This window comes from Halomicrobium sp. HArcht1-1 (assembly GCF_058933285.1).
The window spans coordinates 696,519-710,536 of sequence record NZ_JBZYDL010000001.1 but is presented as its reverse complement, the minus strand read 5'-3'; the positions used below and the strand labels follow the sequence as shown (position 1 = coordinate 710,536).

The following is a 14,018-nucleotide window of genomic DNA, read 5'->3' as shown; positions in this document are numbered from 1 at the left end:
AGTTGTACCATCGGGTGGTGTACGGTCGGCCGGACGGCGACGATACGCCGTCACGTACTGCCGGCTGTAAATCTGTGAATGATTTCGCGACCCCGTGGTCGCGAATCGCTTGCAACAGTGACAGCCGGTAGTATCAGTCCCGGGCTAGCAGCCCGACCTCGGCCGCGACGGTGTAACACTCGTAGCAGAACACGGCAGCGACGGCGAGGAGTGCCCCCCACAGGATGACGGCGAAGGCCGTCGCACCGATGACGGCCATCAGTCGCCCACCTCCGGGCGTTCCCCCGCGGCGTCGTCGAGCGATCTGATCTCCTCGCCCAGCCGGTCGTGGTCGTACGTCGGGGCCGACAGCCGGGCGGCGACGACGGTCAGGAGCGACGAGACGACGACCGCGCCGCCGAAGGCCAGCAGGTACAGCGGGTCGGGGGCCGGCAGGAGCCCGCCCACGACCGGGATCGAACGGACGAGTCCGCTGAAGTCGGGGAAGAAGGTCAGCCCGACCGCGAGACCGCCGAGGCTACTGGCCAGCGCGCCGAGCCCCGTAAGTCGCTCGGAGAACAGACCATAGACCAGCGGCACCGCGACGGCGGCACCCAGCAGGTCGGCGAGGAAGAAGAGTCGGAGGACGCTCCGGGCTCGCAGGCTGACGTAGACGGCTCCGACGGCCACGCCGACGGTGAGCAGGCGGGCACCCAGCCGCAGCGTCCGGTCGTCCGGATCGTCGAGCAGGCGAGGCAGGTCCGCGGTGACCACGCTCGCCAGCGCGTTGAACAGCGAGTCGACCGAACTCATCACGAGCAACAGCGCGAGCAGGACGACCGCGAGCACGAGCCACTCGGGGAAGGCCGACTCCAAGAGGACGAAGAAGGCCACGTCGGCGTTGTACCCGGAGCTGGTCACGTCCGTCACCACGTCGGCGTTGCCGGCCGCGACCAGACCGAACAGGGCCGCGAGGAAGATGATCGCACCGTTTGTGAGACTGGCGATCTTGAAGCTGTGACCGACGGTGGCGTCGTCTTCGGCCGCGTAGATCCGCTGCCACCAGGTCTGATTGATGAGTTCCGCCCCGAAGATAGCGAACGACAGCGCGAGTCCGAAGGTGAGGCCGGGGACGTAGCCCGGATCGAGCAGCGACGGGTTCGTCGCGACGACGTTGGCGTGGATCGTCCCCGCTCCGCCCAGCGCCCACACCGCACCGCCCAGCGCGAGCACCAGCAGCGGGAGCACCAGCAGGGCCTGCACGGTGTCGGTCAGGATCGAGGCCCGGAGTCCGCCGTAGCTCGTGTACAGCAGGACGAACCCGCCGACCAGCACTGCGGTCTGCCACTGCGGGACGCCGGCCACCAGCGAGAGTGCGCTGGCGATGCCCGTGAGTTCGGCTGCCACGAACACGAACATGTAGAGTCCGCTCACCAGCAGAACGAACGCGTACATCGCCGAGCCGTAACGGGCGTGGGCGTACTCGGTCAGCGAGTGGCCGTTAGGGACGAGCGCTCGGAGCCGCGGCCCGATCTTCGCGTAGGCCAGCATCGGGACGGCCTCGCCGATGGCGTAGCCGACGACGGCGGCGATCCCGAAGCTCGCGCCCGCTTCCGGTGCCGACAGCAGGATCCAGACGCCCATCACGGAGGCGACCAGCGTCGCAGTCATGCGGCCGCGGCCGGCCGAGCCGCGGGCGGTCAGCAAGTCCTCGACGCTCCCGACCGATCCGCGGGAGAACCACAGGCCGACGGCGGTAAAGCAGACCAGCGTCGCGACGGTCAGCCCGAGCGCGAGCGTCGTCGTCACCACTGCCGATCACCGCCGTCCGTCACCGCTGCCGGTCGCTCGTCGGCCATCGCCGCGTCGAAGAAGGCCACCTCCAGTTCGACGGTCCGCTCGAACAGCCGGGCGAGTCGCCCCTGGCGGGCCGGTGGGGCCGCCGCTCCCGCTCGATCCAGTTCGCGCCGCAGCCACGCGACGGTCTCGTCGAACGCGGGATTGTCGTGGAGAGCGATCCACTCGGCGAGGTAGAACCGGTCCGGAGCGGCGTTCTCGCGGCCGGCCCACTCGCGATAGATCCACTCTGCGGGGACGAGGACGGCCAGCGTCTCCGCGTAGCCGCCCTCGCGGGCCGCCCGGCCCAGCAGGTCCTGGAAGGCCCGCGTAGTCGGGGTCAGGTCGGGATCGGTGCGCTCGCCTTCGGACACGTCGAGTGCGTCGAACGAGCGCTCGAAGTAGTCGTTCTCCTCGTCGGTCAGCGTCCCGAGGAAGTCGGCGAGTCGACGCTTGGCCGCCATCGACGGCGCGTCGCCCAGCGCGTGCCCGATCGCCCCCACCAGCGAATCGAGGAAGGCGTAGTCCTGGACGAGATAGCGCCGGACGGCCGCGTCCTCGATGGTCCCGTCGCGGAACCCCACCGTGAAGGGGTGCTCGACGGCGGCGGTCCAGTCGGGCTCGGCTCGCTGGCGGCACCAGTCGGTGAAGCGAGCCGTGTCCTGCTCGTCGGCGTAGGCGGCGAAGTCCCCGGGGACGGTGTCGCTCATACGTCCCACTCCTCCTGTCGCCAGGCGGCGTCCCAGAAGCGGTACTCGAACCGGGCCGACGTTCGGAACAGGTCGCGGTAGCGGTCGCGCTCGCGCTCGCCGGCCCGTGCCCACACGTCGTCCATGCACTCTTTGCACCACTCTGTCAGTTCGGTGAACTCCTCGCCCGCGTAGGTGTCGATCCACTCGGCGTAGCGCTCGTCGTCGGGCCGCCCCCGCTGGGCCAGTCGTTTGCCGGTGACGTTGAACCCCCACATACAGGGTAGCAGTGCGGCGACGAGGTCCCCGAAGGTGCCCGTCGCGGCCGTCCGAACGAGAAAGTCGGTGTAGGCCCGGGTCGTCGGCGACGGTTCGGTCGCTTCGAGTTCCGCCTCGCTGATGCCGAACTCGGCGGCGTACGCCCGGTGGAGATCCATCTCGGTGTTGATCGTCTCGTCGAGCAGTTCCGCGAAGGTGCCCATCCGGTCGAGGGTCGGTGCCGTCGCCGCCCCGTGGGCGAACACCCGCGCGTAGTCGATCAGGTAGCGATAGTCCTGCCGGACCCAGTAGCGAAACGGCTCCTCGTCGAGCGTGCCCGCACCGAGTCGTCGCACCATCGGGTGGTCGAGGATCGCCTCCCAGATCGGCTCGCCGATCGTCGCCAGTTCGTCGGTCCCAGTCATGCGTATGTCTCCTCGGTTCGCGGTCTTATAATCTACCGATATTAGCCAGTTATTCCGGGCGACCCCACACGACTTTTGTCGGGGTGGATCGAACCCCGGGTATGTCGCTGGTCTTGCCGAGCGAGATCGTCGTCGAGGAGGTCCTCCCGCAGGTCCGTACGATGCTCGCACGCGAACTCGCCGACGAGGGATTGACACAGCAGGCCGTCGCCGACCACCTCGGCGTGACCCAGGCCGCGGTGAGTACGTATCTAGACGGCGACCTCGACCGAACGGGACCAGTCGCGGGCGATCCCCGGACACAGGCGACCGTCGAGGAGATCGCCGCCGGGCTGGCGAGTGGATCGATGGACGGCTACGACGCACTGGCCGAGTTGCTGGACCTGATCGCCGCGTTCGAGGATCGCGGCCCGATCTGTACGCTCCACGAGGACGCGATGCCGGCCCTGCAGGGACTTGGCTGTGACCTCTGTGTCCGCGGCGACGATCCCGCACTGGCGACCGAACGCGAGACGCTGGCGACCGTCCGGCGAGCCGCCCGGCTCCTGTCGACGGCCGACGGGATGGCGGCGGCGATCCCCAACGTCGGCACGAACGTCGGGACGGCACTCCCCGAGGCGACTGACCTGACCGACGTGGCGGCGATTCCGGGCCGCATCCACGCGATGCGGGGCCGGGTCGAGGTCCCCTCCGAACCGGAGTTCGGTGCCTCAAGCAACGTCTCGACGGTGATCCTCGCGGCTCGGGCCGTCGATCCGTCGATCGGAGGGGCACTCAACCTCGCGACCGACGACGCGCTGCTTTCGGCCGCTCGCGAACGCGGCATCGAGCCGTTACAGTTCGACGCCGACTACGACGACCGCGCCGAGCGGCTCCGCGAACAGTTCGAGCGACAGGGCGACGTGCCACGGGTCGTCTACCACGAGGGAGCGTTCGGGATCGAGCCGATCACGTACGTGCTCGGCGAGACCGCCGAGTCGGCGGCACAGCTGGCCGTCGAGCTGGTCACCGACGCCGCGTAGATAGGCCGTGGCCGCCCGTCTGTGGACCACCACCGACACCGGCGATCGCTGCGGGGGTCCAGCGTCACTCCAGGTCTTCGCGCTCGGCGACGACCGGACAGTCGAGTAGCCGGACCCGGTCCATGTCGAGGTACTCGATGATCTCGGCGGTCTCGTGGGTACAGTGGGCCTCCGGTGGTTCGGAGAAGAACGGACACTGCTCGCAGTAGGCGTGTTTCGACACCTCGGCGTATCGGCTCGCTTCGGGCACCTCGGGCGCTCCATCCTCGTCGATCGACTCCCAGACGGCGTCGGCGTCGATCTCGCCCACGTCGACCTGCTCGAAGGCGCTCTCGCCGTCGCCGAAGGGGTCGCCGTCGCGGTCGGGCACGTCCGCGAACGGATCGACCGCCGGGTCCTCCCGGTCGGCCGTCGCCGCGTCGTCGCGGTCGAACGCGGCGAAGGGATCGTCTGCCGGCGTGGATTCGTCACTGCTCTCGCGCGCGCCAGCGGAATCGCCGGGCTCGTCCCCGGAGTCGTCGGAGTCGCCGGCCGTGGCTTCGTTGTCCAACCGCTCGAAGGGATCGCCCTCCCGCTCGATATCGTCGAGCCGTTCGAAGGGATCGTCGTCGCTCACGTCTCGTCACCGGCCTCCAGCTCCGACGCCGTCACGAGCCGCGCTTTCGTCCTGAAGATCCCGCCCTCGGGGCGCACGTCCGAGACCGCAGCGTGACAGTGGGGACACTCCGGGTCGGTCAGCAGTGCGATCTCGACCGACTCGCTGCAGTTCTCACAGCGGGCCGTCGTGAGCCCCTCCTGTGCGGCGGCGCGTTTGATCCGGGCGACGGCCCGCTCGTGGCTGTCTTTCCCCTGTGTCTCGTCGCGAAGGTCGCTGACGACCCACGCCACCCGCTTGAGCTTGTCTTCGGCGTCGTCGAGGCGTTCGACCACGTCGTCGAGGCGTTCGTCGGTCTCGTCGACGCGTCCGTCGAGGTCTTCGAGGTCGTCCCGAACGGCCCCCAGATCGGTCTCCACCGTCTCGATCTCGCCGTCGAGTTCGTCGAACCGCTCGAAGGCCTCGTGGGTGTGCTCGGCCGGTGCCTTGGCGTCGGCCTCTTTTTTCACCTGGACGACCCGCTGGCGGACGTCGTCGAGCTTCTCCTGAAACTCCGCGTCGAGTTGCTGGACCTGTGCCCCGACCTCGTCGATCGTCGTCGAGCGCTGTTCGTCGAGTCGGCTCTCGACGGCGTCGGCGATGGTGGGCAGTTCGTCCCCGATCGCCCGCTCGACGGCCGCTGCCAGTCGATCGTCGAGGGTCGACTCGACCGCTCGCTCGACGCGCTCGTCGAGTTCCGCCTCGATCTGGGCCGGAAGCTCGGACTCCAGTCGGTCGGCGACCATCGCCCGCGTCGCCTTCGTCGCCTCGGCGGTGACGGTCTCCTCGACGGTGGCCTGGATATCCTCGATGGCCGTCTCGTCGAGCGTCTCTGTCGCGTGATAGGTCTCCAGGAGCTGTCTGACGATCGCCGACCGCTCCGTGTCGGTGCGCTCGGCTTGCTGGTCGAGCCACTCGTCGAGCTCGTCGGAGAGATCGACCGAGACAGACTGCTCTTCACGCGACTCACTCGCCATTGTGGACCGGTTTCGGAACCAGACAGTTAAGCGTTTGCCGCCGATTTCAGGCGCTGATAGGCGGATACGACACCCGCTGGCCGCCGTCGCTACCGGATCTTGCGCACGTCACTGATGTCGAAGCCGCTGTCGCCGATCTCGGTCTCGAAACGGACGATGTTCTCGTCTTCGATCTGCGAGAGGACGCCCCGGAACTGCGAGACGACGAGCGTCCGTGCCCGCGTCGAGCCGCCGGACTCCCACTCGAAGCGCATCGCACCGGTCGTCGCGTCGGTCAGCTGGGCGTACCGCGTCGAGGACACTGTCTCGTGGTTCAGGTGGACCAGAATGAGTCCGTTCCAGTGGTTCGCGGCCTTGGTGAGCCCCTGGACGAGGTAGCTGATGTCCGACCACTCCATGTCGTCGCCGATCGCCCCGACGAGATCGGACAGCGAGTCGATGACGACGAGGTTGTTCGGCGCGATCTCGCTGAGCTTGCTTCCCAGTGCCTCTAGCAGCCCCTGGCGCTCGTGACGCTTGCGCAGATCGGTGATGCTCTCGGTGGCGTCGGCGTACCAGTCGCGGGGCACCGGACTGACGTGGAAGTACCGCTCTGTCAGCTCGTGAAACTGGATGGCATCTGCGCCGTTCTCGACGATCTCGTCGTCCATCGCCAGGCGCATCTCGTCGACCAGATCCTCCTTCGAAGCGGTAAACGAGATGTAGTGGACGCCGTCGGGATCGACGGCGTCGGCCGTGGGCGACCCGTAGTAGAGGTCGTACAGCTCGTCGCTGTCGCCGGCCGCGAGCCCGTTGATGAGCGCGCTCGTGTACATGAACTCCCGCGATCCGGCACCGGACTCGCCCGAGACCAGGACGACGCTGCCCCTCGGAGCACCCCCCTTGATGGTGGTGTCGAGCTGGCGAACGCCGAACGGGATGCGGTCCATACCGCCCAGTGACCCGTGGCGTCGCTTAACGCTTCGGCCGCAGTTATCGCGAACGATTATCCGAGGGCGTCAGCCCAGCGTCGGCCCGTCCTCGACCGTCGCGCCCTCGTTGCGTGGGCTGGCGACCAGTACGTCGGCGTCGACCGAGAGGTCGCTCAGGGCCATCTCGACGCCCGTCCTGGCTGCCTCCACGTCGCCACGCGTCGTCAGCCCCCACACCGCCGGTCCCCACGAGGACTGGCCGGCACCGGCGATGGTCGGCTGCTGGGCCAGTCGCTCGACGATCCGGCCGGCCGGCGGGCGGTAGACCCCGCCCTGTTCGTCGGCGTACCAGGCTCCGTTGAGCCGTCCGACTCGGGCTGCGGCGGTCCCGAACCGCCGGTGGTCACCCTCCGCGGCGGCCGGCAGGAGCGTCCGGGTCAGCGTCGCGGCCACGTCGTCGGCGATACCGGGATCGGCCCGCTCGACGGCCTGGCGCATGTGGCGGTCCTCCTCGGCCCCGCTGGCTCCCGGCTCCGCGTCGGGCACGACCAGTACGAACCGCCAGTCGTCGGGGAGCTCGTGGCGTGCGATCACCGGCGGGACCGTCCAGTCGCCGTTGGCGGGCGGCTCGGAGGTAAAGCGCTCCGTCGGGTGGCCACCGTCGACGACGAATCCGCCGTCCTCGAAGGCCGCGACGCCGACGCCGCTGCGCCCCCCGCGGCCGAGGTCGGGGGCGAGCTCGCGGGGGTCAACCTCCATCTCGTGGGCCCGCGCGACGGCGACGGCTGCCGCCAGCGCGAGCTGTGTCCCGCTGCCGAAGCCGACGTGGCGTGGCAACCGCTCGCGGACCGAGACGCGAGCCCCTTCGACGCCAAGCGTCGCGACCGCTCGCCGGACGTACGATTCGGCCTCGCCGTCGTCGCAGTCGATCTCGTCGGCGGGCTGGGCGTCGAGGACGAGTTGGGGTGCGTCGAGGGCGACCCCCACCCCGCCGTACAACCGTTCGTTGGCCAGCGCGAGGTTCTGGAAGCCGAAGTGGAGTCGCGCCGCCGTCGTCACCGTGACCATACCGCCCCTTTCGGCTCCCGCGAAATGAAGGTGGGGCTCCGGAGCGCGTGAGAAGAACGAACACAGTAGTCCGTGCGCTTAAGGTCCCCCGACGACGACTCGGGAGCATGAGCAAGCAGGAGCGAGAGCCCGACGCAGACGAGGGGAAGGATCCGGACCTCCGGAGTTCGGAGGTCACGGAGGGGACCGATCGAGCCCCGCACCGCGCGATGTTCCGCGCGATGGGGTACGACGACGAAGACCTGTCCTCGCCGATGATCGGCGTCGCCAACCCGGCGGCCGACATCACGCCCTGTAACGTCCACCTGGACGACGTCGCCGAGGCCGCCTACGAGGGCATCGACGAGACCGAGGGGATGCCCATCGAGTTCGGCACGATCACGATTTCCGACGCCATCTCGATGGGGACCGAGGGGATGAAGGCGTCGCTGATCTCCCGGGAAGTAATCGCTGACTCCGTCGAACTCGTCTCCTTCGGCGAGCGCATGGACGGTCTGGTCACCATCGGGGGCTGTGACAAGAACATGCCCGGCATGATGATGGCCTCGATCCGGACGGACCTGCCCAGCGTCTTCCTCTACGGCGGCTCGATCATGCCCGGTGAACACGACGGCCGCGAGATCACCATCCAGAACGTCTTCGAGGGCGTCGGTGCCGTCGCCGACGGCGACATGAGCGAGGACGAACTCGACGAGATGGAACGGCAGGCCTGCCCCGGCGCTGGCTCCTGTGGCGGGATGTTCACCGCCAACACGATGGCGTCGATCTCCGAGACGCTCGGGTTCGCGCCGCTTGGCTCGGCCTCGCCGCCGGCCGAACACGAGTCCCGCTACGAGGAGGCCCGTCGGGCCGGCGAACTCGCCGTCGAGGCCGTCCAGGAGCGTCGCCGTCCCTCCGAGTTCCTCACCCGCGAGTCCTTCGAGAACGCGATCGCCCTGCAGGTCGCCGTCGGCGGCTCGACCAACGCCGTGCTCCACGTGCTCGCGCTCGCGGCCGAAGCGGGCATCGAGCTGGACATCGAGACGTTCAACGAGATCAGCGCCCGCACGCCCAAGATCGCCGACCTCCAGCCCGGCGGCGAGCGCGTGATGAACGACCTCCACGAGGTCGGAGGCGTCCCCGTGGTCCTCGGCGAACTGCTCGACGCCGGCCTGCTCCACGGCGACGCACAGACCGTCACCGGCAACACGATCGGCGAGGAACTGGCGCAGATCGACCCGCCCGCGATCGCGGACCTCGACGTCGACTTCCTCGAAACCGTCGACGATCCGATCCACGAGCGCGGTGCGATCCGGATCCTCTCTGGCAATCTCGCGCCCGACGGCGCTGTCATCAAGATCACCGGCGAGGACCACCTCACCCACGAGGGCCCGGTCCGGGTCTTCGAGGCCGAAGAGGGGGCGATGAAGTACGTCCAGGAGGGCCACGTCGAGTCTGGCGACGTGATCTGCATCCGCAACGAGGGGCCACAGGGCGGCCCCGGCATGCGCGAGATGCTTGGCGTCACGAGCGCCGTCGCCGGCCAGGGCCACGCCGAGGACGTGGCGCTCTTTACCGACGGCCGCTTCTCGGGTGCGACCCGTGGCTTCTCGATCGGCCACGTCGCTCCCGAGGCGTTCGTCGGCGGCCCCATCGCCGCACTGGAGGACGGCGACACCGTCACCATCGACATCGACAACACCGAACTCTCGGTCGACCTGACCGACGAGGAGATCGAGGCCCGCCTCGAAGACCACGACCCCGAACCCAACTACGACAGCGGCGTGCTGGCGAAGTACCACTCTGACTTCGGGTCTGCGGCTAACGGTGCGGTGACGAATCCCGGCGCGAAGTGGGACTGATACGGACGGTTGTAAGTCTGTGAAGAATGTCGCGACCACGGGGTCGCGAATATCTCGAAACAGTGACAGCCGGTAGTATAAGTGGTCCCGTCGATGCGGCCGAGATCGATTCGTGCGCACAAGTGATTGCTACACAACAAGTATATGCCGAGGTCCACGTTCTGCGAGATTGCCACGCGATCCGCTGTAGCGGTAAATTACTCTTCCCGCCGACGATAGTTTATCTAAAAGCTTAAATAATCGCCAGAAATTCACCCAGGTGGACATGTGTATCGACCGGACAGCGATAGAGGCGCACGGACGTGAAACGGTGGTCGACAGACGGGGGAGTCGCGTATGAGCACGCCGCTGCAACTCCTTCAGGTCGGGCGGATAATCGACACTGCCCCCGGAGTGGTCGATTGGATCGTGGCGATCGTGCTGCCGATCGTCGCCTACGCGACCGTCGGGCCGAAAGTCGGCGACAGGATCGCAGCCGTCGCGGCGCGCGTCGACCTCGACGAGGCTGTTCTGGAGACGCCGCTGGGTGCGTTCTTCGGCGAGGACGAGGCCATCGCTGACACGCTGGCTGGCCTGACGACGTACCTGCTCACGCTGATCGCACTCGTGATCTCGCTGAGTCTCGTCAACGCCGGCCAGATCTCGAGCTGGGCACAGATCGGTGCCCGGTATCTGGCGTCGCTCCTGGGCAGCGTCCTGATCCTGCTGGCAGGCTTCGTCGTCGCCGGCTACGTCTCGCGCGCGCTCAAGGACAACGACGTGCTCGCCGGCCGCTCGGTCACGCCGCTGGTCGCGCTGGTGGCTCGTGGCGTCGTCTACTTCGTCTCGGTGACGCTGGGGCTGGACGCCATCGGCTACAACACCGTCATCCTCAACACGATGGCCCAGGCGGTCGCGGTCGGTCTCGGCCTCGGCATCGCGCTGGCGGTCGGTATCGGCGTCGGACTGGGGAGCCAGGACTACGTGGCCGACCACATCGCGGAGTGGACGAGCGACTAGGGTTCGAGTAGTTCGATCAGGTTCCCCTCGGGGTCCTCGACGAAGAGGATGGTCGTCCCACTCGCCGTGGTCTGGGGCTCGCTGACCGTCTCGACGCCGTCGTCGAGGTCGGCGTAGAACGCTTCGATGTCGTCGACCTCGAACCCGACGTGTTTCGCGCCGGTGTCGTTGACTGCCTCGGCGGCCGCGTCCTCGCCCGTGGGCTCGTAGGTGACCAGTTCCAGCCGGCAGTCACCGGCGTCGAGGTGGGCGAACTGCGCGGCCGCGTCGGGGACGCCGACGCCCGTCTCGAACGCCGCGCCCGAGACCGAAAAGCGGGTCAGCACCTCGAAGTCGAAGGTGTCGCTGTAGAACTCGACGGCGCGGTCCAGATCGGCGACGGTGATACCGACGTGGTGGGTCGCTGGCATAGCCGACCCTGTGGGACCGCCGCGAAAAACCGCTTCGGAGTCGGTCGGCGACGATACCCGAAGGGTTATTTGGGACATCTCTGTACCGTCAAATATGACGCGCGATGCACTCGCGACGGCGAGCGATCTCCTCGCCTCGGCAGCACAGTCCGCAGACAGTGACGACGACGGCCAACGCCTGTCGGAGCTGGCCGACCAGCTCGACCGGCTCTCGACGGCCGACGAAGGGCCGGACCACGGCCGACTGGCCCGCATCCAGAACGCGCTGCACGACCTCGAAGACAGCACCGACGGGGACGCGACGGACGCGATCGTCGAGGCCCACGAACACGTCAAGGAGTACCGCTCGGGCGTCGAGGGCGTCTGATCGGCGGCTTCGCTGTGTCAGGACTGTCTCTGCAGTGGCGACGGTCGTGACAGTCCACAGCTTCTCGTCGAAAATACACTGCGAGCCAGTTTCTCGGTGGCCGAAAAGCCGACCCACACCTCGCTCACCCCGTTCACGCCGGCCCTACTCTGCGTCGACCAGCTGCTCGGCCAGGAGCGGCACGAAGGTGCCGATGTCGGTGACCATCCCGACCGCCTGCGCCGACCCGCGGTCCAGGAGTTGCGTGACGGTCGCGGGGTTGATGTCGACACAGACGACACGCGTCGTCGAGGGCAGGCAGTTCCCGACGGCGACGGAGTGTAGCAGCGTCGAGAGCATCAGCACCATGTCGGCCTCGTGGGCCTGCTCGCGGATGGCGTTCTGGGCCTCGACGGCGTCGGTGATCGTGTCCGGCAGCGGGCCGTCGTCGCGGATCGAGCCGGCCAGCACGAAGGGTCGGTCGTTGGTGACACACTCGTACATCACGCCGGAGTCGATCGTTCCAGACTCGACAGCGGCCTCGATGCCGCCTTCGCGGATGATCTCCGAGATGGTGTAGATGTGGTGTTTGTGGCCCTTGCGGGCGTGATCGAGGCTCTCGGTGTCCAGTCCGAGCGAGGTGCCATAGAGGTCGCGCTCGATGTCGTGGACGGCGAAGCCGTTGCCCGCAGAGAGCATGTCGACGTACCCCTCGCGGACGAGGCGGGCGAGGTCCTCGCGTGCGCCCGAGTGGATCAACGCCGGGCCACAGACGGCGAGGACCTTCCCGCCGTTCGCTCGGGTCTCCTCGATGGCCTCTGCGATCTGGCGGATCGTCGACTCGGAGGGCCGTTCGGAGGAGACGCCGCCCTGCATGAACCCGAAGGCTCCTTGCTGGCCTCGCGGACGCTCCGGTGGGGCGATCCTGATTCCGGTCTCACCGGTGACGATCTGGTCGCCGGCCTCGACGGCGTTGAGCACCTTCGTGTAGGCCCGTGGCTCGTCGGTGTCGACGACGACGGCACAGTCCATCTCGACGTTCTCGACGGTGAGCCACTCGTCGTCGTAGCGGACGAACGTCGGGTGGTTCGTCGTCGAGTAGAAACCGTGGGGCACCACCTGGTCGGCGGGCGCGGGCTCCAGCGTCACGTCTTTCGGATCTGCCGGGTTCGCGCCGTTCTGGTGGAGTTCGTGGACGATCGACTGCAGCGTCGCCTCGTCGTCGGCCTCGACCAGCAGGCGAGCGTAGGACTCGTCGGTCTTGTGCCGGCCGATGTCGAACGTCTCGACGGTGAACGAGCCGCCCAGATCCATGATGATGCCAAAGCACGTCTGCATCATCCCGGAGTCGATGATGTGGCCCTCCAGTTCCACCTCGCGAGAGACAGTCATGCACGGACCGACGGCCCTGGTCGCAAAGACAGTTGTGTTACCCGCCCTCGTGACCGGAACCGGCGATGTCGGACCGACAGTCGACGGCCCACGCGCAGTCGCCGGCCGCGACGAGTCGGTCGTAGAAGCGTCGCAGCCCCTCCGATCCCGTCGCTGGCAGGACGTGGAGACGGACACAGCCGTCCCGGATCGAGACGCGGAACACGTCGGCGCTGCCTTCGTCCCGGACCAGCCACAGCGGCATCGGGAGTTCGACGAACGCCCCCGAACGGTAGGGGCCGTCCGTGAGGACACGCTCGACCAGCCGGCCGAGTGCCGTCTGTGACAGCTCGGTCGCCGGTTCGAGCCGAAACATCGTCTGGCCCTCGTACTCGACCCCGCCGCTGGATGGGTAGCGCCGCCGCGGCCGCGCCGGAATCGTAAACGAGGGCTCGCTCGTCATCTACCGCCACGTACGGCCCGATCGGGCTTAAAATCGCGCCCGTTACCGGGCGCAGTGTTCAAATAAGCAACCTCAGTCTCAGACTTACAGACACCGAAAGCCCTCGGCACGCTAGGCGGATCTGCGGCGGATATTCTCTCTGCGGTCGAATAGTGCCCCCGCAGATCCGCCTACCGCGCCTCGCCCTTTCATCCGCCAGGAGTCGGCTGTTCAGCCGTCTATACCCTGGTGGATGAAAGGGCGAGCGCTGCGTGACGGCTCCGCCGTCACGTTATAGCCGGCCGGTACAACCGGCCGGCCTTTGCGGGAACCCCGACGACGCAAGCACGCGAAGCGCGCGCAGCGAGTCGCGGGACCGCAACGACGCGAGGGCTTTCGGTGGCTTGTTGCGACCACTCCTGGTCTCTTATCTGAACACTACCTTACCGGGTGCTACCCCCGACCGTCTCGTCACAGATCGCGACCGGTCGCGTGCGAACCGAAACGGATAGGCCGGAGCCACACCCGGTGGGAGCTATGGCACCGACCGTCGACGAGCTACGCAACGAGATTCGGGTCGCCGTCGACCGCTACGAGCGCGTCGAATCCACGGCCTTCACGAAGGAGGCCCTGGCCGCGATCTGTGAGGCAGTGGGCTACGAGATCGACACGGACCGGCTCCCACCGAAAGGAGAGATGCGCGGCGGCATTCGCCGCGAGATCGGCGAGACGGAGACCGTAGAGCGAACCGACCGGGCCTTCCGGAAGGCAGAGCTGGAGGCGATCGCCGCGGCGCTGGACACCGAGTGA

Annotated in this window: 16 protein-coding genes; 5 read left to right on the top strand and 11 right to left on the bottom strand. The window is 67.8% G+C overall.

Annotated features, from left to right (window positions below; translation table 11 throughout):
* Positions 1-133: 133 nt before the first annotated feature.
* Genes AC5FRZ_RS03845 through tenA form a run of 4 tightly spaced genes read right to left on the bottom strand, consistent with a single transcriptional unit; the run spans position 134 to position 3,187 of the window.
* Complete coding sequence (locus tag AC5FRZ_RS03845; RefSeq protein ID WP_277347270.1) at positions 134-259, bottom strand: hypothetical protein; 126 nt, start codon at positions 257-259, stop codon at positions 134-136.
* Positions 259-1,791, bottom strand: a complete 1,533-nt coding sequence (locus AC5FRZ_RS03840) for a sodium:solute symporter family transporter (RefSeq protein WP_493563904.1) — start codon at positions 1,789-1,791, stop codon at positions 259-261. The genes AC5FRZ_RS03845 and AC5FRZ_RS03840 overlap by 1 nt, the downstream gene beginning before the upstream one ends.
* Positions 1,785-2,525, bottom strand: a complete 741-nt coding sequence (locus AC5FRZ_RS03835) for a TenA family protein (protein WP_493563903.1) — start codon at positions 2,523-2,525, stop codon at positions 1,785-1,787. The genes AC5FRZ_RS03840 and AC5FRZ_RS03835 overlap by 7 nt, the downstream gene beginning before the upstream one ends.
* A complete protein-coding gene (gene tenA, locus AC5FRZ_RS03830) occupies positions 2,522-3,187 on the bottom strand; it encodes a thiaminase II (RefSeq protein ID WP_170093488.1) in 666 nt (221 codons plus the stop codon). The genes AC5FRZ_RS03835 and tenA overlap by 4 nt, the downstream gene beginning before the upstream one ends.
* A 101-nt stretch (positions 3,188-3,288) precedes the next feature.
* Here tenA and AC5FRZ_RS03825 point away from each other — a divergent pair, with 101 nt between their 5' ends.
* Entirely contained in the window at positions 3,289-4,209 is a 921-nt protein-coding gene (locus tag AC5FRZ_RS03825) for a thiamine-phosphate synthase family protein (protein ID WP_170093487.1), read from the top strand.
* Positions 4,210-4,273: 64 nt separating this feature from the next.
* On the opposite strand, the gene AC5FRZ_RS03820 is transcribed toward AC5FRZ_RS03825, so the two are convergent.
* The 4 genes from AC5FRZ_RS03820 to AC5FRZ_RS03805 all read right to left on the bottom strand — a co-directional run bounded on the left by AC5FRZ_RS03820 (position 4,274) and on the right by AC5FRZ_RS03805 (position 7,799).
* Entirely contained in the window at positions 4,274-4,825 is a 552-nt protein-coding gene (locus tag AC5FRZ_RS03820) for a DUF8135 domain-containing protein (protein ID WP_493563902.1), read from the bottom strand.
* The gene (locus AC5FRZ_RS03815; RefSeq protein WP_170093485.1) at positions 4,822-5,820 is read right to left on the bottom strand and encodes a ribbon-helix-helix protein, CopG family; all 999 of its coding nucleotides are present in this window, start codon (positions 5,818-5,820) and stop codon (positions 4,822-4,824) included. Before AC5FRZ_RS03815 ends, AC5FRZ_RS03820 begins: the two co-directional genes overlap by 4 nt.
* A gap of 89 nt (positions 5,821-5,909) precedes the next feature.
* The gene (locus tag AC5FRZ_RS03810; RefSeq protein ID WP_170093484.1) at positions 5,910-6,749 is read right to left on the bottom strand and encodes an RAD55 family ATPase; all 840 of its coding nucleotides are present in this window, start codon (positions 6,747-6,749) and stop codon (positions 5,910-5,912) included.
* A 69-nt stretch (positions 6,750-6,818) separates the two neighbouring features.
* Positions 6,819-7,799 carry a beta-ribofuranosylaminobenzene 5'-phosphate synthase family protein gene (locus tag AC5FRZ_RS03805; RefSeq protein WP_170093483.1) on the bottom strand — a complete coding sequence of 327 codons (981 nt, stop codon included), beginning with the start codon at positions 7,797-7,799 and terminating at the stop codon, positions 6,819-6,821.
* Between the two features lie 107 nt (positions 7,800-7,906).
* Between AC5FRZ_RS03805 and ilvD the strand changes: the two genes are divergently transcribed.
* The gene (gene ilvD, locus AC5FRZ_RS03800) at positions 7,907-9,640 is read left to right on the top strand and encodes a dihydroxy-acid dehydratase (protein ID WP_372479620.1); all 1,734 of its coding nucleotides are present in this window, start codon (positions 7,907-7,909) and stop codon (positions 9,638-9,640) included.
* Between the two features lie 336 nt (positions 9,641-9,976).
* Positions 9,977-10,639, top strand: a complete 663-nt coding sequence (locus AC5FRZ_RS03795) for a hypothetical protein (RefSeq protein WP_493563901.1) — start codon at positions 9,977-9,979, stop codon at positions 10,637-10,639.
* On the opposite strand, the gene AC5FRZ_RS03790 is transcribed toward AC5FRZ_RS03795, so the two are convergent.
* Positions 10,636-11,049 carry a VOC family protein gene (locus AC5FRZ_RS03790; protein WP_493563900.1) on the bottom strand — a complete coding sequence of 138 codons (414 nt, stop codon included), beginning with the start codon at positions 11,047-11,049 and terminating at the stop codon, positions 10,636-10,638. The genes AC5FRZ_RS03795 and AC5FRZ_RS03790 overlap by 4 nt on opposite strands.
* Positions 11,050-11,143: 94 nt before the next feature.
* Here AC5FRZ_RS03790 and AC5FRZ_RS03785 point away from each other — a divergent pair, with 94 nt between their 5' ends.
* Positions 11,144-11,416, top strand: coding sequence for a DUF7553 family protein (locus AC5FRZ_RS03785; protein WP_170093479.1), 273 nt, complete (start codon positions 11,144-11,146; stop codon positions 11,414-11,416).
* Positions 11,417-11,560: 144 nt separating this feature from the next.
* Here AC5FRZ_RS03785 and AC5FRZ_RS03780 read toward each other — a convergent pair whose 3' ends face one another.
* A complete protein-coding gene (locus AC5FRZ_RS03780) occupies positions 11,561-12,787 on the bottom strand; it encodes an ornithine cyclodeaminase, nickel-pincer nucleotide-dependent (protein WP_493563899.1) in 1,227 nt (408 codons plus the stop codon).
* 37 nt (positions 12,788-12,824) lie between these two features.
* Complete coding sequence (locus AC5FRZ_RS03775; protein WP_493563898.1) at positions 12,825-13,229, bottom strand: hypothetical protein; 405 nt, start codon at positions 13,227-13,229, stop codon at positions 12,825-12,827.
* A 516-nt stretch (positions 13,230-13,745) separates the two neighbouring features.
* Here AC5FRZ_RS03775 and AC5FRZ_RS03770 point away from each other — a divergent pair.
* A complete protein-coding gene (locus AC5FRZ_RS03770) occupies positions 13,746-14,018 on the top strand; it encodes a hypothetical protein (protein WP_493563897.1) in 273 nt (90 codons plus the stop codon).